General features: G+C 72.2%; 19 protein-coding genes. 11 read left to right on the top strand and 8 right to left on the bottom strand.

Features of this window, described 5'->3' with window-relative positions; genetic code table 11:
• Positions 1–88 precede the first annotated feature (88 nt).
• From N4G70_RS03125 to N4G70_RS03105, 5 genes are all read left to right on the top strand, one after another.
• On the top strand, positions 89–1,285 hold the full coding sequence (locus tag N4G70_RS03125; protein WP_261710797.1) for a CdaR family transcriptional regulator: 1,197 nt from the start codon (positions 89–91) through the stop codon (positions 1,283–1,285).
• Positions 1,286–1,374: 89 nt separating this feature from the next.
• On the top strand, positions 1,375–2,292 hold the full coding sequence (locus tag N4G70_RS03120; protein WP_261710796.1) for an ACP S-malonyltransferase: 918 nt from the start codon (positions 1,375–1,377) through the stop codon (positions 2,290–2,292).
• 11 nt (positions 2,293–2,303) lie between these two features.
• Complete coding sequence (locus N4G70_RS03115; RefSeq protein ID WP_261710795.1) at positions 2,304–3,299, top strand: ketoacyl-ACP synthase III; 996 nt, start codon at positions 2,304–2,306, stop codon at positions 3,297–3,299.
• A gap of 59 nt (positions 3,300–3,358) precedes the next feature.
• Positions 3,359–3,607 carry an acyl carrier protein gene (locus N4G70_RS03110; RefSeq protein ID WP_120723685.1) on the top strand — a complete coding sequence of 83 codons (249 nt, stop codon included), beginning with the start codon at positions 3,359–3,361 and terminating at the stop codon, positions 3,605–3,607.
• 78 nt (positions 3,608–3,685) lie between these two features.
• Positions 3,686–4,948 (top strand): beta-ketoacyl synthase, encoded by a 1,263-nt coding sequence (locus tag N4G70_RS03105; RefSeq protein ID WP_261710794.1) that lies wholly within the window; start codon positions 3,686–3,688, stop codon positions 4,946–4,948.
• A 90-nt stretch (positions 4,949–5,038) separates the two neighbouring features.
• Here the strand turns inward: N4G70_RS03105 and N4G70_RS03100 are convergent, their stop codons facing one another.
• Positions 5,039–5,533, bottom strand: a complete 495-nt coding sequence (locus N4G70_RS03100) for a DUF3145 domain-containing protein (RefSeq protein WP_261710793.1) — start codon at positions 5,531–5,533, stop codon at positions 5,039–5,041.
• 325 nt (positions 5,534–5,858) lie between these two features.
• Between N4G70_RS03100 and N4G70_RS03095 the strand changes: the two genes are divergently transcribed.
• Positions 5,859–6,752, top strand: a complete 894-nt coding sequence (locus N4G70_RS03095) for an SGNH/GDSL hydrolase family protein (protein ID WP_261710792.1) — start codon at positions 5,859–5,861, stop codon at positions 6,750–6,752.
• A gap of 659 nt (positions 6,753–7,411) precedes the next feature.
• Here the strand turns inward: N4G70_RS03095 and N4G70_RS03090 are convergent.
• The gene (locus N4G70_RS03090; RefSeq protein WP_261710791.1) at positions 7,412–9,859 is read right to left on the bottom strand and encodes a glycoside hydrolase family 3 protein; all 2,448 of its coding nucleotides are present in this window, start codon (positions 9,857–9,859) and stop codon (positions 7,412–7,414) included.
• A gap of 145 nt (positions 9,860–10,004) precedes the next feature.
• Here N4G70_RS03090 and N4G70_RS03085 point away from each other — a divergent pair, with 145 nt between their 5' ends.
• Both N4G70_RS03085 and N4G70_RS03080 read left to right on the top strand, forming a co-directional pair.
• The gene (locus tag N4G70_RS03085) at positions 10,005–10,589 is read left to right on the top strand and encodes a TetR/AcrR family transcriptional regulator (protein ID WP_261710790.1); all 585 of its coding nucleotides are present in this window, start codon (positions 10,005–10,007) and stop codon (positions 10,587–10,589) included.
• Between the two features lie 117 nt (positions 10,590–10,706).
• Positions 10,707–11,903: a pyroglutamyl peptidase gene (locus N4G70_RS03080; RefSeq protein WP_261711357.1), complete on the top strand. Its 1,197-nt coding sequence runs from the start codon at positions 10,707–10,709 to the stop codon at positions 11,901–11,903.
• A 27-nt stretch (positions 11,904–11,930) separates the two neighbouring features.
• Here the strand turns inward: N4G70_RS03080 and N4G70_RS03075 are convergent, their stop codons facing one another.
• On the bottom strand, positions 11,931–12,737 hold the full coding sequence (locus N4G70_RS03075) for an NAD(P)-dependent oxidoreductase (RefSeq protein WP_261710789.1): 807 nt from the start codon (positions 12,735–12,737) through the stop codon (positions 11,931–11,933).
• Between the two features lie 49 nt (positions 12,738–12,786).
• Here N4G70_RS03075 and N4G70_RS03070 point away from each other — a divergent pair, with 49 nt between their 5' ends.
• Positions 12,787–13,710: a LysR family transcriptional regulator gene (locus tag N4G70_RS03070; protein WP_261711356.1), complete on the top strand. Its 924-nt coding sequence runs from the start codon at positions 12,787–12,789 to the stop codon at positions 13,708–13,710.
• Positions 13,711–13,735: 25 nt separating this feature from the next.
• Here N4G70_RS03070 and N4G70_RS03065 read toward each other — a convergent pair whose 3' ends face one another.
• Positions 13,736–14,557: an EI24 domain-containing protein gene (locus tag N4G70_RS03065; RefSeq protein ID WP_261710788.1), complete on the bottom strand. Its 822-nt coding sequence runs from the start codon at positions 14,555–14,557 to the stop codon at positions 13,736–13,738.
• 131 nt (positions 14,558–14,688) lie between these two features.
• Between N4G70_RS03065 and N4G70_RS03060 the strand changes: the two genes are divergently transcribed.
• A complete protein-coding gene (locus N4G70_RS03060) occupies positions 14,689–15,888 on the top strand; it encodes a serine hydrolase domain-containing protein (RefSeq protein ID WP_261710787.1) in 1,200 nt (399 codons plus the stop codon).
• Here N4G70_RS03060 and pip read toward each other — a convergent pair.
• From pip to N4G70_RS03045, 3 genes are all read right to left on the bottom strand, one after another.
• Positions 15,882–16,844, bottom strand: a complete 963-nt coding sequence (pip, locus tag N4G70_RS03055) for a prolyl aminopeptidase (protein WP_261710786.1) — start codon at positions 16,842–16,844, stop codon at positions 15,882–15,884. The genes N4G70_RS03060 and pip overlap by 7 nt on opposite strands.
• Before the next feature lie 56 nt (positions 16,845–16,900).
• A complete protein-coding gene (locus N4G70_RS03050; RefSeq protein ID WP_189960834.1) occupies positions 16,901–17,326 on the bottom strand; it encodes an organic hydroperoxide resistance protein in 426 nt (141 codons plus the stop codon).
• A 337-nt stretch (positions 17,327–17,663) separates the two neighbouring features.
• Positions 17,664–18,692 carry an NADP-dependent oxidoreductase gene (locus N4G70_RS03045; protein ID WP_261710785.1) on the bottom strand — a complete coding sequence of 343 codons (1,029 nt, stop codon included), beginning with the start codon at positions 18,690–18,692 and terminating at the stop codon, positions 17,664–17,666.
• Positions 18,693–18,796: 104 nt separating this feature from the next.
• Between N4G70_RS03045 and N4G70_RS03040 the strand changes: the two genes are divergently transcribed.
• A complete protein-coding gene (locus tag N4G70_RS03040) occupies positions 18,797–19,219 on the top strand; it encodes a MarR family winged helix-turn-helix transcriptional regulator (RefSeq protein WP_261710784.1) in 423 nt (140 codons plus the stop codon).
• Between the two features lie 161 nt (positions 19,220–19,380).
• Here the strand turns inward: N4G70_RS03040 and N4G70_RS03035 are convergent, their stop codons facing one another.
• The gene (locus N4G70_RS03035) at positions 19,381–20,076 is read right to left on the bottom strand and encodes a hypothetical protein (RefSeq protein WP_261710783.1); all 696 of its coding nucleotides are present in this window, start codon (positions 20,074–20,076) and stop codon (positions 19,381–19,383) included.
• Positions 20,077–20,216 lie beyond the last annotated feature (140 nt).

Here is a 20,216-nt window from a genome sequence, read left to right as displayed (position 1 = left end):
AGACCCGGCACCGCCGGCCGCACCCGTTTGTCGCCGTCCCTCACCCCGGCCCGGCGGGGGAGGTTCCCGATAAGGCAGTCTTGTCCCCGTGCCAGCACCCGATCCCGTACACCCCGCGAAGAATGCCCATCCGCATGCCGCGACCCTGAAGCGTCTTGAGCAGTCCTCGGGGCGGCTCGCCGCGAACGCGATCGCCCGCATGGACGCGACGCTGCCGTGGTACCGGGCGATGCCGCCGGAGAACCGCTCCTGGATCGGTCTGGTCGCCCAGGCCGGCATCGCGGCCTTCACCGAATGGTTCCGGCATCCCGAGACGCCCCAGGCGATCTCGACCGACGTCTTCGGCACCGCGCCGCGCGAACTGACGCGGGCGATCACGCTGCGCCAGACCGTCGAGATGGTGCGCACCACCATCGAGGTCATGGAGACCGCGATCGAGGAGGTCGCGGCGCCCGGTGACGAGTCCATCCTGCGCGAGGCGCTGCTCGTGTACGCCCGTGAGATCGCCTTCGCTACGGCCCAGGTGTACGCCCAGGCCGCCGAGGCCCGCGGCGCGTGGGACGCCCGCCTCGAATCCCTGGTCGTCAACGCGGTGCTGTCCGGCGAGGCCGACGAGGGGGCCGTGTCCCGTGCCGCGGCGCTCGGCTGGAACTCCCCCGAGCATGTCTGCGTCGTGCTCGGCACGGCGCCGGACGGCGACAGCGAACTCACGGTGGAGGCGATCCGGCGGGCCGCCCGGCACACCAAGCTCCAGGTGCTCACCGGGGTGCTCGGCAACCGCCTGGTCGTCATCGCGGGCGGCAGCGACAACCCCCTCCAGGTGGCGAAGGGCCTGATCGGGCCGTATGCCGCGGGTCCCGTGGTGGCCGGGCCCGTGGTGCCGGACCTGCTGGCGGCAACCCGGTCCGCGCAGGCCGCGGCGGCCGGCCTGAAGGCGTGTTCGGCCTGGCAGGACGCTCCCCGGCCGGTTCTCGCGGACGATCTGCTGCCGGAGCGCGCGATCGCCTCCGATCCTGCCGCGCGGGAGCAGTTGGTGGAGGAGATCTACAGACCGCTGGAGGAGGCGGGCTCGGCGCTCCTGGAAACCTTGAGCGTTTATCTGGAGCAGGCGAGCAGCCTTGAGGGCGCGGCCCGGATGTTGTTCGTCCACCCCAATACCGTTCGCTACCGGCTCCGACGTGTGACGGACGTCACCGGGTGGTCGCCGTCCGATGTGCGCTCCGCGTTCACGCTGAGGATCGCGCTGATCCTGGGGCGTCTGGCCGACGGAGATTCACAGTCCTAGACTTTTGTCGGACACCCACAATTCCCCCGACGGTTCTTCGTCCCTGTCCCCACGGGCGTGCGGAGCCGTCCACAAGAGAGAGTGTGAGAGTGCTCGTACTCGTCGCTCCCGGCCAAGGCGCTCAGACGCCCGGCTTCCTGACTCCTTGGCTCGACCTTCCCGGCGCCGCCGACCGGCTCGCCGCGTGGTCGGACGCCATCGGTCTCGACCTCGTCCACTACGGCACGCAGGCCGACGCCGACGCGATCCGCGACACCGCCGTGGCCCAGCCCCTGCTGGTGGCCGCCGGTCTGCTGTCCGCCTCGGCCCTGGGCGAGGTTTCCCCCGGCGCGGTGGCCGGGCACAGCGTCGGTGAGATCACCGCCACCGCCTTCGCGGGCGTCCTGTCCGAGGAGGCCGCGCTCGGCTTCGTCCGCAAGCGCGGGCTCGGCATGGCGCAGGCCGCGGCGATCACGCCGACCGGCATGGCCGCGCTGCTCGGCGGCGCGCCCGCCGACGTGCTGCCGCACCTGGAGAAGCTCGGGCTGACCCCGGCGAACGTGAACGGCGCGGGCCAGATCGTGGCCGCCGGCACCGCCGAGCAGCTCGCCGCCCTGGAGGCCGACAAGCCCGAGGGGGTGCGCCGCGTGGTGGCCCTCAAGGTCGCCGGCGCCTTCCACACGCACCACATGAAGCCGGCCGTGGCGGAGCTGGCCGAGGCCGCGGAGTCCCTGACCGTGGTCGACCCGCGGTTCACCTACGTCTCCAACGCGGACGGCAAGACCGTGGCGAGCGGCCAGGACATCGTGGCCCGCCTGGTCAACCAGGTCTCCAATCCGGTCCGTTGGGACCTGTGCATGGAGACCTTCACGGAACTCGGCGCCACGGCGCTGGTCGAGCTGTGCCCGGGCGGCACCCTGACCGGGCTCGCCAAGCGCGCGATGCCCGGGGTCAAGACCGTCGCCCTGAAGACCCCCGCCGACCTCGACGCGGCTCGCGCGCTCATCGCCGAGCACGCATCCGCCTAAGGAGCCGAGCCATGTCGAAGATCCGTCCCAGCCAGGGCGCCCCGTACGCGCGCATCTTGGGCGTGGGCGGCTACCGTCCCGTGCGCGTGGTGCCCAATGAGGTGATCCTGGAGACGATCGACTCCTCCGACGAGTGGATCCGCTCGCGCTCCGGCATCGCCACCCGGCACTGGGCCTCCGCCGAGGAGACCGTGGCCGCGATGTCCATCGAGGCCTCCGGCAAGGCGATCGCCGACTCCGGCATCTCGGCCGACCAGATCGGCGGAGTGATCGTCTCCACCGTCTCGCACTTCAAGCAGACCCCGGCGGTGGCCACCGAGATCGCCGACAAGCTGGGCACCGGCAAGGCGGCCGCCTTCGACATCTCGGCCGGCTGCGCGGGCTTCGGCTACGGTCTGACCCTGGCCAAGGGCATGATCGTCGAGGGTTCGGCGAAGTACGTCCTGGTCATCGGCGTGGAGCGGCTCAGCGATCTGACCGACCTCCAGGACCGCGCGACGGCGTTCCTGTTCGGCGACGGCGCGGGCGCGGTCGTCGTGGGACCCTCGGACGAGCCGGCCATCGGCCCCACGATCTGGGGTTCGGAGGGCGACAAGTCGGAGACCATCAAGCAGACCGTGCCGTGGACCGAGTACGACAGCTCGGGCAAGTTCCCCGCGATCACGCAGGAGGGCCAGGCGGTCTTCCGCTGGGCCGTGTTCGAGATGGCGAAGGTCGCCCAGCAGGCGCTGGACGCGGCCGGAATCAGCCCGGACGACCTGGACGTCTTCATTCCGCACCAGGCCAACATGCGGATCATCGACTCGATGGTGAAGACTCTCAAGCTGCCGGACCATGTCACGGTCGCCCGTGACGTGGAGACCACCGGCAACACCTCGGCCGCCTCGATCCCGCTCGCAATGGAGCGGCTCCTGGCGACCGGACAGGCGAAGAGCGGCGACACCGCGCTCGTCATCGGCTTCGGGGCGGGTCTCGTGTACGCCGCTACGGTCGTTACCCTCCCCTAGGCACTCCGGATCTTCCGGAAGCCCGTAATTCGAAGCATTAACACCGAAGGAGCGCCAACATGGCCGCCACGCAGGAAGAGATCCTCGAGGGTCTCGCCGAGATCGTCAACGAGATCGCTGGTATCCCGGTCGAGGACGTCCAGCTGGACAAGTCCTTCACCGACGACCTGGACGTCGACTCGCTGTCCATGGTCGAGGTCGTCGTCGCCGCCGAAGAGCGCTTCGACGTCAAGATCCCGGACGAGGACGTCAAGAACCTGAAGACCGTTGGCGACGCCGCCGGCTACATCCTGAAGCACCAGGCCTGATTCAGGACCTGAATTCGGGCTGCCACCCAGCGGTGGCGCCGCTGATTCACGTCCCTTACACACGTGGAGAAACTTCCTGTGAGCTCGACCAATCGCACCGTGGTCGTCACCGGTATCGGCGCAACCACACCGCTGGGTGGCGACACCGCCTCGACCTGGGAAGGTCTGCTGGCGGGACGCTCCGGTGTCCGCCCCCTGGAGGGCGAGCGCTTCGCCGAACTGCCGGTCCGCATCGCGGCCCCGGCCGCGGTCGACCCCGGTGAGGTGCTGCCCCGCCCGCTGGCCCGCAAGCTGGACCGCTCGGCGCAGTTCGCGCTGATCGCGGCCAAGGAGGCCTGGGCGGACGCGGGCTTCACCGCCCCGGCGGGCGACGAGGCCGGCATCGCGCCCGAGCGGCTCGGCACGGTCATCGCGTCGGGCATCGGCGGTGTCACCACCCTGCTCGACCAGTACGACGTGCTGAAGGAGAAGGGCGTACGCCGCGTCTCCCCGCACACCGTGCCCATGCTGATGCCGAACGGCCCCTCGGCCAACGTCGGCCTGGAGGTGAACGCCCGGGCTGGCGTCCACACCCCCGTCTCCGCCTGCGCCTCGGGCGCCGAGGCCATCGGGTACGCCGTCGAGATGATCCGCACCGGCCGCGCCGATGTCGTGGTCGCCGGCGGCACCGAGGCGGCCATCCACCCGCTGCCCATCGCGGCGTTCGCCAACATGATGGCGATGTCCAAGAACAACGACCACCCCGAGCACGCCTCGCGCCCCTACGACAAGGGCCGTGACGGCTTCGTCCTGGGCGAGGGCGCCGGCGTGGTGGTCCTGGAGTCCGCCGAGCACGCCGCCAAGCGCGGAGCCCGGGTGTACTGCGAGGTGCTCGGCCAGGGCCTGTCCGCCGACAGCCACCACATCGCGCAGCCCGAGCCGACCGGCCGGGGCGTCGCCGCCGCGGTGCAGAACCTGCTCGACTCCACGGACCTCAAGCCGTCCGAGGTGGTCCACCTCAACGCGCACGCCACCTCGACGCCGCAGGGCGACATCGCCGAGATCAAGGCGCTGCGCAAGGTCCTCGGCGACGACCTGGACCATGTCGCGATCTCCGCGACGAAGTCGATGACCGGCCACCTCCTCGGCGGCGCGGGCGGCATCGAGACCGTCGCCACGGTTCTCGCGCTGTACCACCGCCTGGCTCCGCCGACCATCAACATCGAGGAGCTCGACGACGAGATCGACCCGGCTCTGGTGAGCAGCGAGGTGCGCAAGCTGCCCGAGGGTTCGATCTCCGCGATCAACAACTCGTTCGGCTTCGGCGGCCACAACGTGGTGCTCGCCTTCCGCTCGGTCTGAGCCGGCCGGTACGGCTGCTCCGTAGACGGCGTAGACGGCTGAAAGGGCCCCACCATCCGGTGGGGCCCTTTCGCATACGCGGGTGGTGTCTCAGACGACCTGGTGCAGCCAGCGCACCGGGGCGCCCTCTCCCGCGTAGCGGAAGGGCTCCAGTTCGTCGTCCCAGGGCTTGCCGAGCAGCTTGGCGATCTCGGCCTCCAGGACGGTTTCGCCCTGGGCGGAGCGGGCGAGCGCGGCCCGCAGCCGGTCCTCGGGGATCAGGATGTCGCCGTGGATGCCGGTCACGGCGTGAAAGATGCCCAGGTCGGGCGTGGCGCTGTAGCGCTCGCCCTCGGCGCCGGCGCAGGGCTCGGCCGTGACCTCGAAGCGCAGCAGGTGCCAGCCGCGCAGTGCGGAGGCGAGCTTGGAGGCGGTGCCGGGCTCGCCCCGCCAGGAGAACTCGGCTCTCCAGGTGCCGGGCGAGGCGGGCTGGCGGATCCAGTCGAGCTGGACGCGCACCCCCAGAACGCCGGCCACCGCCCATTCGACGTGCGGGCACAGCGCGCGCGGGGCGGAGTGGACGTAGAGAACTCCACGTGTCGTCACCGGGACCTCCAGTGCGGTTCGAGGTTCGCCTTCCCCAGCGGCCTCGCGCCCCTGCCGTTCCCGGTCAGGACAGCACTTGACATTCTGCCCCTGGGTTCAACAGTAAACAGCATCGGGAGCGAATCTCCTGAAATGGGACAGTATGTGACGTGATGTAATTTACCGGAGTCGTCTGGCGTGGTTCCTCTGGCTGGACGGGCCAAAGCTACCGCGCGGAGCTGTGCCAAGGGTGTCGTACTGTCGGTCGGAGCGCCCGAGAACACGAAGCTTTCACTCGCGAGGACCCGCGAAAGCCCAACGACCGACACACGCAGGGGGACCCGGGATGCAGGACAGCCGCCGGAGCCGTCGCGTCCGCGCCGCGGCCGCCCTTCTCGCCGCGTCCACCCTCGCCCTGACCGCCGGCTGCGGGTCCGGCGGGGGCCCCTCGGGGGCGAGCCCGGGCGCCTCCAAGAAGCCGTCGCCGAGCCCCTCCCCCGCGTGGAACCGCAGCCCGGCGTCGATCGCGGCGATCGGTGACTCGATCACCCGCGGCTTCGACGCCTGCCAGGTGCTCGCGGACTGCCCCGAGGTGTCCTGGGCCACCGGCAGCGACGCCGGGGTCGACTCGCTCGCGACGCGCCTGCTCGGCCCGGCGGCCCCCACGCACAGCTGGAACTACGCGAAGACCGGCGCCAGGATGGCCGATCTGCCGGCCCAGATGGACCGGGCGGCCGCCCAGCACCCGGGCCTGGTCACGGTGATGACGGGGGCGAACGACGCCTGCCGCGACGACGTGGCGGCCATGACGCCGGTGGCGTCCTTCCGCGCGGACTTCGAGACGTCCCTGCGCACGTTGCGCGCGGTGTCCCCGACCTCACAGGTGTACGTGTCGAGCGTGCCCGATCTGAAACGGCTGTGGTCGACGGGGCGGGGCAGCCCGCTGGGCAAGCAGATCTGGAAGCTGGGCATCTGCAAGTCGATGCTGGTGGACCCGGACGATCTGGGGGCGGCGGCGACGGCGCGGCGGGGGGCGGTGTACGAGCGGGTCGTGGCGTACAACGAGGTGCTCAGGGATGTGTGTGCGCGGGATCGGCGGTGCCGGTACGACGGGGGGGCGGTGTTCGCCTATGCGTTCGGCGGTACGCAGCTCAGCCCCTGGGACTGGTTCCATCCCAGCCGGGACGGCCAGGCGCGCCTGGCCGAGATCGCCTACCGCACCGTGACGTCCCCGCGCTGACCCACCCCGCGGGGGGCGTTTTCCCACCCACCCGCCCGTGCAGCGGGGTTGGACGGCCCCGGGCCCCCTGGGGCTCCGCCCCAAACCCCAGGCACCTCGCCCACCCACCCGCCCGTGCACCGGGGTTGGATGGTTCCGCCCCTCCTGGGGCTCCGCCCCAGACCCCGTTCGCGCCTGAACGGCGCTCGTCCTCAAACGCCGGACGGGCTGAAATGCCCGATGCGGGCCAGCACCAGTACCGCTAAGGGGCGCGGGGAACTGCGCGAGAAGCGACCACGGTCCGCAGGATCGAGAGGGGTTAGGGGCGCGGGGAACCGCGCGACCAGCAACGCACGCCCCGCGGACGAAGGCGGGTTTCTGGGGGCGCGAGGAACTGCGCGAAAAGCGACCACGACCCGCGGACGGAATCGGGGTTTGGGGGCGCGGGGAACTGCGCGACCAGCCACACACGCCCCGCGGACGAAGGCGGGTTTCTGGGGGCGCGAGGAACTGCGCGAAAAGCGACCACGGCCCGCAGAGCCGAGAGGGGTTAGGGGCGCGGGGAACTGCGCGACCAGCAACGCACGGCCCGCACGCCGAAGGGGGTTCAGGGGCGCGGGGAACTGCGCGAAAGGTCTCGGGAGTCACCCCGCCACCCCCCTCGGTGGAGCCGAACCCCCTTAAATCCCCAGCACCGCCGTCAGGCGAACATCCTCCAGGGAGTGGCACGCCCGCACCTCGTACTGGCCCGGCACGAAGCGCCACACCCCCTCCGCCTCGTCCCAGATCTCGAACGCCCGCCCGCGCAGCGGGATGTCGACCTCCACCGCGTCGCCCGCTCCCGCCGAAACGGAGGCGAACCCGGCGAGCCAGCGCCGGGGACGTTCGACCGCGTCGGCGACCGGGGCCAGATAGATCTGGACGGTCTCGCGGCCGGCCCGCACTCCAGTGTTGCGGACGCGGACCTTGGCGTGGGTGGGCGTCACCTCCAGGGACTCGTACTCCCAGGTGGTGTAGCCGAGCCCGTGCCCGAAGGGGTAGGCGGGGGCCACCCCGTCCCGGTCGTAGGCCCGGTATCCGATGAACAGGCCCTCGGAGTAGGGGAGTTGGCCGTCCGTGGGGCGGACCTCCGTGACGGGGGCGTCGGCGAGTCCGGCCGGCCAGGTGGTGGGCAGGCGCCCGCCGGGCTCGGCGTGGCCGAGCAGTACGTCGGCGAGGGCGGCGCCGCCCTCCTGGCCCGGGAACCAGCTCAGCAGCACCGCCGCGACGGACTCGCGCCACGGAAGTTCCACCGGGGAGCCGGAGTTGACGATCACGACGGTCCGCGGGTTGACGGCGGCGACCGCGCGGACGAGGTCGTCCTGGCGTCCGGGCAGGCGCAGATCACGGCGGTCGAAGCCTTCGGACTCGACGCGGTCGGTGGTGGCGACCACCACCACGGCGAGCTCGGCCGCCCGCGCGGCCTCGACGGCCTCGGCGATCAGTTCGTCCGCGTCGCGCCGCGGGCCGAGGTGGGTGAGGGAGAACATCACGGCCGACAGCGGGGCGTCGGCCGGCTTGGGCGTCGTGTGCAGGAGGGAGACCTCGACGGGCTCGCCCTTGGTGAGGTGGACGCGGCCGCGTTCGGCGGGGGCGCCGAAGAACGCCTCGAACGGGTCGGCGCCGTCCCGCAGCGACTGGCCGCCCTCCCACAGGACGCGCCCGCCGACGGTCAGCGTGTACGCGCCGATGCCCCGGGTGCCGAAGGTGTGCTCGCCGCTCTCGCGCGGGATGAAGGTGCCGGTGACCTCGACGGAGTGCAGCGCCTGGTGGGTCACCCCGGCGGGCAGGTCGTCGCCGATCCACTGGACCTGGCCACTGGGCAGCGATCCGGTGCCCAGGACGTTCCCCGCGGCGTCGCGGCACACCGCGCGGAGGGTGAACCCCTGGTCGGCGGGGGCGAGTTCGTCACTCGGGTCGGCGCCGACCGTGTAGGTGAGGGCGCCCGCGGGCAGCGCCGCGGTGAGGCCGTCGAGCGGGGAGACGACGTGTTCGGGGAAGACGGTCGCGGAGCCACCGCCGAGCACCCGGGCGTCACGGGCCGCGGCGCCGCTGAGCGCGACCGTGCCGACGCGGGCCGCGTCGACGGGCAGGGCGCCGCCTTCGTTGCGTACGAGGACGAAGGAGCGGTGGGCCAACTCGCGGGCGAGGGCCTGGCCGTCGAGGGCGGCGGGGAGTTCGGTGACGGCCGGCTTGACGCCGTCGAGGATGCCGACGCGGGCGGCGAGCCGCAGCACGTTGCGCACGGCGTCGTCGACGGCCGACTCGTCCACCTCGCCCTTGCGGACGGCGGCGGCGAGCGCGTCCCCGTACACCGTGCGGGGTCCCGGCATGGCGACGTCGAGGCCGCCGAGGATGTCGCCGACGGTGGAGCGGGCGGCCATCCAGTCCGAGACGATGAACCCGTCGAAGCCCCATTCGCCCCGCAGGACCTCGTTCTGGAGGTGGCGGTGCTCGGTCATGGTGGTGCCGTTGACCTGGTTGTAGGCGGACATGATGCCCCAGGGGTGGGCGTTTTCGACGATGGTCTCGAAGGGGGCGAGGTAGAGCTCGCGCAGGGGGCGGGGGGCCACCACGTTGTCGACGGTGAAGCGGTCGGTCTCGGCGTCGTTGGCGACGAAGTGCTTGACGGTGGTTCCGACGCCGCCGCTCTGGACGCCGTTGACGTAACCGGAGCCGATCTCGCCGGTGAGGCAGGGGTCCTCGGAGTAGCACTCGAAGTGGCGGCCGCCGAGCGGTGAGCGGTGCAGGTTGACGGTGGGCGCGAGCAGGACGTGGACGCCCTTGCGGCGGGCCTCCTGGGCGAGCAGGGTGCCGGCCCGCCGGGCAAGGTCCGGGTCCCAGGTGGCGGCGAGCGCGGTCGGCGAGGGCAGCGCGATCGAGGGGTCGTCCGCGCTCCAGCGGACCCCGCGCACCCCGATCGGACCGTCGGACATCACCAGGGAGCCGAGGCCGATCTCGGGCAGCGCGGGCAGCGACCACATGTCCTGCCCGGCGAGCAGCCGGGCCTTGGACTCCAGGTCGAGCTTGCCGAGGGCCGCCTCGACGGCCTCGCTGTAGTCGGGGGTGGAAACGGGTGCTCCGGCCACGGTCGTACCTCCTCGTAGAAGTCGGCTGAGGAGACCATCGTGACCGGTTTACCTGTAGAGCGGTAGGGTTAGTTATCTTTCCGTGATAATCGAATGCCGTACGGTCCTCTCGGAACATCGACGGACGGCAGGAAACGGGGCGGACATGGCGAGGACCAGGAGCGCCAGAAGCGAGGAGCGGCGCGCGGACATTCTGCGGGCCGCCCTGGAGGTCATCGCGGAACGCGGCTACCGGGGCTCCTCCCTCGGCGCGGTGGCCGAGCGGGTCGGCCTCACCCAGCAGGGCCTGCTGCACTACTTCCCCACCAAGGAGGCGCTCCTCCTGGCCGTCCTGGAGGAGCGGGACCAGTGGGACACGGGGGGCCGGCGGGCCACCCCCGACGGCTGGCGCCTGGAACTCCTCGCCTCCCTCGTCGAGTACAACGCCATGCGGCCCGGCATCGTGCAGACCTTTTCGGCCCTGCTCGGCGAGTCGGTGACCGAGGAGCACCCGGCCCGGCCCTTCTTCACCGGCCGCTACGCCCAGGTGCGCCGGGAGATGGTGGGGGTGCTGCGCGCCGAGTTCGGCGACCGGCTGCCCGGCGGCCTCACCCCCGAGCGGGCCGCGCCGCTGCTCACGGCGGTGATGGACGGCCTCCAGTTCCAGTGGCTGCTCGACCCGGACGCGGTCGACATGGCCGGCGCCTTCCGCGATTTCATGACGCTTCTGTACGGCTCGGACGGCTCATAAGTCCCCCTGTTCACACGGGACTTCCTTGCGAATACTGGGCGCCACCGGACTTCGACGGAAGGATCTGTGGTGCGACGACATGTACGGGTGGCGCGGCTCGGCTGTGCGCTGGCGGCGATGACGTTCTGCACGCTGCTCGCCCCGGCCCCCGCGCAGGCGGCCGCCGGGGCCGGGCCGGCGACCGTGGAGGAGCAGCGGCTGGACCAGCCGGCGGCCCAGGAGATTCTGAAGCGCGCCGGATTCGCCGATGTGGCCCCGGAGTTCGCCCGCGAGCTGGCCGGCGCCCGCTCCTACGACGCGGCGCGGCGCCTGGTCGAGCGCGAGGGGAGCGGGCTGTGGCGGCGCGCGGTGGACCGGGTGCAGGGCAGGGGCCCCGCCGGCGGCGACCTGAGCCGCGACGACGACCGCCCGCTGTACTGGGCCAGGCTCGGCCTCACCCGTGAACTGCGGCTCTGGCAGCCCCGGTTCACCCTCACCCAGGAGAACCGCGCCGCGCTCCTGGACCGTCTGGAACAGACCTCGCGCGGACAGACCGGCGTCGACTACCCCGGCGGCGCCGGCTGCAAGCGGATCCTGCTGACCGGCTTCGACCCGTTCACACTCGACCGCGACATCCGGATCAGCAACCCCTCGGGGGCGACCGCGCTGGCCCTGGACGGCACCTGGATCCGGACCGCCGACGGGCAGCTCGCGCGGATCGAGACCATGACGTTCCCGGTGCGCTGGCAGGACTTCGCGGACGGGGCGGTCGAGCGGGCCCTGACGCCGGTGCTGCCGAAGGTGGACGCCTTCACCACGGTGAGCCAGGGCCGCGTCGGCCGTATCGACGTGGAGCGGTTCAACGGGGCCTGGCGGGGCGGCTTCCCGGACAACGACAACGCCTCCAGCACCGGCCCGGTCCCGGTGAGCGATCCGGCGTCACAGCCCCAGTGGACCCGCACGACACTCCCGTACCAGGACATCGTGGCGCACGCGACCGGCCGCTTCCCGGTGTACGACCACACCGACGTCACCGAGATCCCGGCCGGGTCGACGGACCCGGTGGACCGCCCCGACGGGCCGACGCCCGGCTCGACCGCGCGGGCCGGCGGCGGCGGCGACTACCTCTCCAACGAGATCGCCTACCGGGCCACCCTGCTCCGCGACCGCCTGGGGCTCACCATCCCGGGCGGCCATGTGCACACCCCGGTGCTTCAGTTCGGCCCCGACAACACCGATCCGGCGACGGGTTCGGTGACGGACCCCCAGTTCGTGCGCAACCGCCTGGACATCGTGGCCCAGATACGGGCGATCGTCCGGGTGGCCGCGCGCTAAGGCGAGCCGACCGGGCGCCTAGCGGGCTCACCCCCCGGCGCGGATGCGGTCCGCGGCGCGGGCGAGGTCGTGTGCCGCGAGGTCGGGGTGGGCGCCGAGCCGGTCGAGGACCGCGGCGAGCACCGGGAGGGGCGCCGTCGCGGTGGCGAGGTGGAGGTCCTTGGCGGCGAGCGCGGTGGGGAAGGCCGCCTCGGTCGCCAGGGCCCGCCGCGCGGCGCCGCCCACCGCGCTTGCCAGCAGGGCCTGTTCGGCCGTCGCGGCCGGGACGCCGAGGCGGCCGGCGAGGGCGAGCGCCTCGGCGACGACGACCACCCCGCCGATGAGGGCCGTGTTGACCACCAGCTTGAGCGCGGCGGCCGAGCCGGGCGGACCGCAGCGCGTCACGGTACCCAGCACGCCGAGCACCTTCTCGACGCCGTCCGCGTCGCCCCCCACCAGGATGCCCAGCTCACCCGTGGCCGCCTTGTCGACGCTGCCGAGCACGGGCGCGTCCAGGAGTGTCACGCCCGTCGGCAGGCGTTCGGCGAGGTCCCGCACGGCGTCGGGCCCGATCGTCGACATCTCGATCCAGTGGGTGCCCGGCCGCAGTCGGGGCGCCGCGGCGGCCGCGACCTCGGCCACGGCCCCCGGGTCCGCGAGCATGCTGATGACGACATCGGCCGAGCGGACCGCGTCGCCGGGAGTGGCGGCGACGGCCGCACCCCGGGCCGCGAGCCCTTGGGACCGGGCGGCCGTGCGGTTCCAGACGGTCAGCGGGTGGCCGGCGTCGAGCAGCCGGGTGGCCATCGGCGTACCCATGCCGCCGAGTCCGAGAAAAGCGATCTTCGTTGTCATGGCTTCGACGCTATGAGACCTCCACCCATGCCACAAGCGAATGTCTAGCATGGACGCCATGCCGCACACGCATAGCTTGTACGAGGTCTTCCTGCGGGTAGCCGCCGACCGCTCCTTCACATCGGCCGCCGCCGCCCTCGGCTACACCCAGTCGGCGATATCGCGCCAAGTGCAGTCCCTGGAGGCGGAGTTGGGGACGCGGCTTTTCGACCGGCTGCCCCGGGGCGTCCGGCTCACCGAGGCCGGACGGGTGCTGCTCCCGCACGCCGAGGCGGTGCGCGACCGGCTCGCGACGGCCCGCGCGGAACTCGATGCACTGCGCACCCTGGACGGCGGACTGCTGCGCATCGGCGCGTTCGCGACGGCCGACGCGGCGCTGCTCCCCCGCGCCCTCGCCGCGTTCCGCGCGCTGCGGCCGGGGGTCAGCGTGGCCCGCACGGAAGGCCCTTCCGCCAAGCACCTGCGGCTGCTGGCGGCCGGGGACCTCGATGTGGCCGTGGTCAGCGACACGGCGGGCCAGGCCCTGGACGGCTGCACCCTGCACCATCTGCTCGACGAGCCCATGTACGTCGCCCTGCCGAAGGGCCATCGGCTCGCGGGCAGAGGGCAGTTGAGGCTGTCCGAGCTCGCCGACGAGGAGTGGGTGGCCGGGTCGGCGCGCCCCGAGGACACCCTGCTGCGCTCCGCCGCCGAGGCGGGCTTTCGGCCGCGTACCGCGTATGTCGTCCAGGACTGGATCGCCAAGCAGGGCTTCGTCGCGGCGGGCCTCGGGGTGACCCTGCTCCCGGCGCTCGCCGCCGATTCCGTACGCGCCGACATCACGCTGGCCACGGTGCATCCCGAGGACGTGCCCCACCGCGCGGTCTACGCGGCGACCCCGCGCGGCCTCGGCCACTCCCCGGCCACGTCCGCCTTTCTGGCCCAACTGCGCCTTTCCGCGCATGAGTTGATGGACGACGTCGCCGCCAGGTGACGACGGGCCGCGGCACCCCGGCGGTTCAGAGGGCGGGCGGGGCCGGCGCCGGGGTGTCGCCGTCGCCGTTCGCCGTGTCCGGGTTCCGCGGGGCGTCGTCCGCGTCCGGCTCGTCGAGCAGGTCCCGCACCATCAGCGTGGCGCCCGCGACCGCTCCCGGCATCAGGAAGACGGCGACCAGCGGGACGACGAAGGCGACGGCGAGCGGCACGCCGAAGCCCAGGGTCAGCAGGCGGCGCGAGCGCAGCAGCGCCAGGCGGGGCCGCAGTTCCATGCCCCGGCGTTGCAGGGCGACCGCCGTCAGCTCCTCGGTGAGGAAGAAGCCGGTGACGCAGAAGCCGATGGCCGGAATGACGCTCTGGCCGATCACCGGCACGAAGCCGAGCGCGAAGAGCAGAACGCCGTAGCACGCGACCCTGACGAGGATGCGCAGGGAGTCGCGGGCGGAGATCCACAGTTCGCGCCCCAGCGAGAGGCCCGACTCGGGGGCCGCGCCGCCGCTCTCGGCCCGGTCGACGTCCGCGGAGAGCTTCTCGTAGAAGGGCTGGCCGACGAGCAGGGTCACGGCGGTGAAGGAGATCACGGCGAGGAAGAGGCCGAGCGCGAAGACCAGCGCGGTCAGACAGCCGCGGAACAGGCCGAGCCAGGGCGAGGACCAGTCGTCGGCGAACGGGGTCGCCCAGCCGACGAAGTCGTCCGCGCCATAGGCGAGTCCGACCAGCGCCCCCACGTACAGGACCAGCGTGATGATGCCGGGCAGCAGCCCGACGCCGAGCGACCTGCCGTGTCCGGCGGCCCACCGCTGTCCCTTGACCAGATATCCGAAGCCCGCCCCTAGATCACGCATGGCACCGACCCTATCCGGCCGCCGACCAGTCGATTCAAGCCGCCTCCACCCATCTTCCGTACTGAAGGAATGGAAAGCGCTAACCCTGAGGTTGCGTACGTCACCAGCATCGATCCCAGGGGGGACCCACCATGTCGAGCGACCTCACCACCCACACGCCGGCCAGCGACGACGAGGACACGACCAGAGGCGACGGAGTGCACGGCACCGTGGCCGAGGGGTACGAGAGCGTGCGCGAGGAGTTCGCGGCGTTCGTCGGCGGTGAGCAGCACGACCCGGCGGCCCAGCTCGCGGCGTACAAGGACGGCCGTCTCGTCGTCGATCTGTGGGCCGGGGACGTCACCGGGGAGTCGCTGACCGGCGTCATCTCGGTCACCAAGGGCGCCGCCCATCTGGTGGTGGCGCTGCTCGTCCAGGACGGCGTCCTCGACCTGGACCGCGAAGTCGCCCACTACTGGCCCGAGTTCGCGGCCGCCGGCAAGGGCGCGGTGACCCTGCGCGAACTCTTGTCGCACCGCTCCGGCGTCATCGGTTCGGACACCGGATTCAGCGGCGAGGAGCTGGCCGACGACCCGGTGATCGCCGAACGGCTCGCCGCCCAGCGGCCGTTCTGGCAGCCCGGCGCGGGCCACGGCTACCACGCGCTGGCGATCGGCGCGCTCACCGGCGAGGTGGTGCGGCGGGTCACCGGCCGCACCATCCAGGAGATCTTCGAGGAGCGCGTACGCGCCCCGTACGGCCTGGACTTCTTCCTCGGCCTGCCCGAGGCCGAGCGGGCCCGCCACCGCGATGTGCTGCCGATGCTGCCGACGCCCGAGCAGCGGGCCGCGCTCGCCGCACGGGCGAGCGGGCGCTACAACCGTTTGGCGATCGCGTTCAACAGGAGCGCGGACCCGTCCTTCGACCTGGTGGACTTCGTCAACTCCCCGGCCTCGCTCACCAAGAGCCCCGCCTCCATCGGCGGCACGGGCAACGCGCGCGGCATCGCCGGGTTGTACGCGGCGGTCCTCGGCGACTTCAACGGCCAGGGCCCGCTTCTGAAGCCGGAGACCGTCGCCGAGTTCGCCCGTGTCCACTCCTTCGGCACCGATCTGGTCGTGGGTGTCCCGACGGCCTTCGCCCTCGGCTTCGAGGCGGTCGGTGTCGGCTACCCGTCGCTGGGCGCGGACACCTTCGGGCACAGCGGCGCCGCCGGGTCGCTCGCCTTCGGCGACCCGCGCTCGGGCCTCGCCTACGGCTACACCCGGCGCCGGTCCGCCTTCCCGGGTGGCGCCGCGCCGGAGAACGAGCGGCTCGCGCGCGCGGTCTACAACGCGGCCCTCGCTCAGTAGCGGGCGAACCGGTCGAGCGCGTCCTGGGCGGCCGCGCTCATGCTCGCGTGGCCCAGGCCGTGGCCCGCGTCGTCGATCACCAGCAGTTCACAGCCCGGCCAGCGGTCCGCGAGGGCGCGGGCCGGGTCGGGCGGTGAGCTGAGGTCCTGCCCACCGGTGATCAGCACGCCGGGAATCCTGCCCAACTCGCGTGCGCCATCGAGGAGTTGACCTTCTTCGAGCCATGCCGCGTGGCGCCAGTAGTGGGTGACGAGCCGGGCGAAGGTCATCCGGAAGGCGGGGTCGGCGTACCGCGAGTCGCCGAAGTGCCCGGGCAGCCGCGCCCCCGGTTCCCGCACATGGGTGTCCTCCCAGCGGCACCAGTTCCGGGCGGCCTCCTCGCGTACGGCCGGATCGGGGTCGGCGAGCAGCCGGGCGTACGCGTCGACGAGCCGCTCGCCCTCGCCGGGGCGCGCCGCGTCGCGGAACTCGGCCCACGCCTCGGGGAAGTGGACCCTGACCCCCTCGGTGATCCAGTCCACTTCGGCGCGGCTGGTCGTCACGATCGAGAAGAGGACGACCTCGCTGACCCGGTCCGGGTGCGCCTGCGTGTACGCCAGGCCGAGCGTGGATCCCCAAGAGCCGCCGAACACCAGCCACTTGGCTATGCCGAGGTGCTCGCGCACCTGCTCCATGTCCGCCATCAGATGGTGGGTGGTGTTGGTGGCGAGGCCGGTCGTCGCCTCGCCCGCGGACGGTGTGGAGCGGCCGCAGCCCCGCTGGTCGAAGAGGACCACGCGGTAGCGCGCCGGGTCGAAGAAGCGGCGCCAGGAAGGACCCGCCCCGGAGCCCGGACCGCCGTGCACCACGACGGCGGGCTTTCCCCCGGGGTTTCCGCACACTTCCCAGTGGACGAGGTTGCCGTCACCGGTGTCGAGCATGCCGTGGTCGTACGGGACTGTCTCGGGGAAGGTCATGCGGCCCAGCATGGCAAAGGACCGCGCCGCGGGGGCGCGGTCCTTCGAGGTGCCGGTTACGCGACGGCGAGGTTCACCGTGATGTTGCCGCGGGTCGCCTTGGAGTACGGGCAGACCTGGTGGGCCTTCTCGATGAGGTCCTGCGCGGTGGCGCGGTCCACGTTGGGGATGGTCGCGGTGATCTCGACGTAGATACCGAAGCCGTCGTCGTTCTTGCCGATGCCGACGTGCGCGGTGACGGTCGAGCCGGATATGTCGGCCTTCTCGTTGCGCGCGACGACGCCGAGGGCGCCCTGGAAGCAGGCGCTGTAGCCGGCGGCGAAGAGCTGCTCGGGGTTGGTGCCCGCGCCACTGCCGCCCATCTCCTTCGGCGGGTTGACGACGACGTCCAGCCGGCCGTCGTCGGTGGAGACGCGACCGTCACGGCCGTTCTCGGCGGTGGCGACGGCGGTGTAGAGGACCTCGGACTTCTGAATGGACATGCTGGGGTGCTCCTCCTGGGTACGCGGCCGCTCGCGCCTCACGGCCGCCGGGATGTGGAAAAACCTTATCGGATCGCGGAAACCGTGAGGCGGAGTGTGCGATGGGTCACTCACCGCCTACCCAGGAAGTGCGCAGGAGCGCACTCCCCGGGGGCGCCGCTCACCGAGCGCGCCCCCGGGGAGTGCCTACGGCGGGATGCACGGGGAGTGCCTACGGGCGGGAGGCCCGGGGAGTACCTACGGGCGGGAGGCCCGGGGAGTACCTACGGGCGGGAGGCCCGGGGAGTACCTACGGGCGGGAGGCCCGGGGAGTACCTACGGGCGGGAGGCCCGAGGACTACTTGTCGAGCGAGACGACCATCTTTCCGGTGTTCGCGCCGCGCAGCATGCCGAGGAAGGCGTCGACGCCGTTCTCGATGCCGTCCACGACGGTCTCGCTGTACTTGAGCTCGCCCGACGCCAGCCAGCCGGCGACCTCGCCGACGAACTGCTGCTGCATGCCGTAGTGGTCGCCGACCAGGACGCCCTGGAGCCGCAGCCGCTTGCCGATGACCATCGCCATGTTGCGCGGGCCGGGGGTGGGCTCGGTGTCGTTGTAGCCCGCGATCATGCCGCAGATGGTGGCACGGCCGTGCACGTTGAGGGTGGAGATCGCCGCCTCCAGGTGCTCGCCGCCGACGTTGTCGAAGTACACGTCGATACCGTCGGGGGCGGCCGCGCGCAGCTGGTCGAGGACCGGGCCCTTCTTGTAGTTGAAGGCGGCGTCGAAGCCGAGCTCCTCCACCAGCCACTTGACCTTCTCGTCGGAGCCGGCCGAGCCGATGACCCGCGAGGCGCCCTTGAGCCGGGCGATCTGGCCGACCTGGCTGCCCACGGCGCCGGCCGCGCCGGAGACGAACACCGCGTCGCCCTCCTTGAAGGAGGCGACCTCCAGGAGGCCCGCGTACGCGGTGAGGCCCGGCATGCCGAGAACGCCGAGGTAGGCGGAGAGCGGGGCGAGCTCGCCGTCCACCTTGGTGGCGTGCTGGGCATCGACGTCGGCGTACTCGCGCCAGCCGAGCCCGTGCAGGACCTGGTCGCCGACGGCGAACCTGTCGTCGTTCGAGGCGATGACCTCGCCGACCGCGCCACCGTCCATCGGCCGCTCCAGCTGGAACGGCGGGACGTAGGACTTCACGTCGTTCATACGGCCGCGCATGTACGGGTCGACCGACATGAAGAGGTTGCGGACCAGGATGCGGCCGGCCGCCGGCTCGGCGACGGGGGTCTCCCGCAGCGCGAAGTCGGACGGCACGGGCCAGCCGTTCGGGCGGGCGACGAGGTGCCATTCACGGCTGGTGGCGGGGAGTGCGGACGAGGTGGCCATGGGGTGCGTCCTCCTGCGAGCAATGCTGATCGATACTTCAGGTACTGAAAGAACAATGCTCCCCGATATTTGAGATTGTCAAGTAACTCGGTAGGCTTCGGATCATGGCCCCTCGAACGGATCCCCTGAGCCTCGAAGTGATCGAGCTGATCGGCACCATCGTCGCCCGCTACCACGAGGAGTACGAGCGGGCCGCCGCCGAGCACTCCCTCACCGGCGCGCAGGCCCGGGTCCTCGGGCTGCTCTCCCTGGAGCCGATGCCGATGCGACGGATCGCCCAGAAGCTGAAGTGCGAACCGTCCAACATCACCGGCATCGTCGACCGCCTCGAAGCGCGGGGCCTGGTGGAGCGCCGCCCCGACCCGGTGGACCGCCGCGTCAAACTGGCGGCCCCCACCGAGGAGGGCCTGGCGACCGCCGCCGATCTGCGCGGCTCCCTGAACTTCGCGAGGGAACCGCTGGCCGAGCTGTCGACACGGGAGCGGACGGTGCTGCGGGATCTGCTCAAAAGGATGCTGGGCGACTGAGAGCGGCTGCGCGGCTGAACGGGTGTGGGCTGAACGCGTGCGGACTTACCGGATGCGGGCTTGCCGGATGCGGGCTCGCCGGATGGCGGGCGATCAGAAGGATGCCGGCTGCCCCGGCGCGTGAAGCGGCCCAGGGCGCGCGGCGAACGGACGCGCCGCGCTCAGGTACACCACCACAGGAATCGATGGCAGGTTTTGGTCGGGGACGGGGCCGGCGGTGGGGGCGGGGGCGGGGGCTGTTCGGAGTGGCTGGGCTCGCCCGGCCCGGGTGAGTCGGTGGCCCCCGGCGAGGCCGGATCCGTCGGTACGGAGGAGGAGGGCCCGGCGCCGGGGGTGGCCGAGGACGACGTCTTCGGCGAGGCGCCGCTGCGGGGCGGTTCGCTCGTACTCCCGCCGGGCGCGAGGACCCCGGTGGCCGGCCCGGCGGCCGGGCCCGAGCCCCGGCCGTGCCCCTTGGAGGACACCGGCCTCGCCGTCGGCTTCGAGGGCACCCCGGCCGCGCTGCCCGACGGCAGCGGCTGGGGGTCGGAGATCGTCTGGTCCTCCTGCACGGAGGAGGCCCGGTCGTCGACGGGCGGCTCCATCGCCATCTGCACGAAGCCCACCGCCCCGGCCACCAGCACCAGACCGGCCGAGCCGAACAGGATCACCTTGCCCCGCTTGCGCCGGGCCCGGCGGCCTTTGCGGGCACGACGGTGACCGGGCGGCGCGAGCACCTCCGCGACGCCGGTGGGAGCACCGGCGTACACCAGGAGCTCGTCGTCGGGCGCGGGCGCCAGCGCCTCCACGGGTGTTCCGCAACCGGCGCAGGCCAGTGCGCCGTTGAGGTGCCGTCGGCAGGAGTGGCAGTAATCCATGGCCCAGGGAGGCTATGCGGCGGCCGGGCAACAAAAGGGGCCGGAGATGTGTGGATCTTGTGCGGAACGACCGCCTCCCTGGCGTGGCCGCGTGACGAATCGCCATGGACCGGGGCGTTGTCAGTGGGGCCGGGCAGGAT

Source organism: Streptomyces sp. ASQP_92, from assembly GCF_025399895.1.
In the GTDB taxonomy this organism is placed as follows: domain Bacteria; phylum Actinomycetota; class Actinomycetes; order Streptomycetales; family Streptomycetaceae; genus Streptomyces.
The sequence above is the reverse complement of the archived record's forward strand: the minus strand, read 5'-3'. Positions and strand labels throughout refer to the sequence as shown.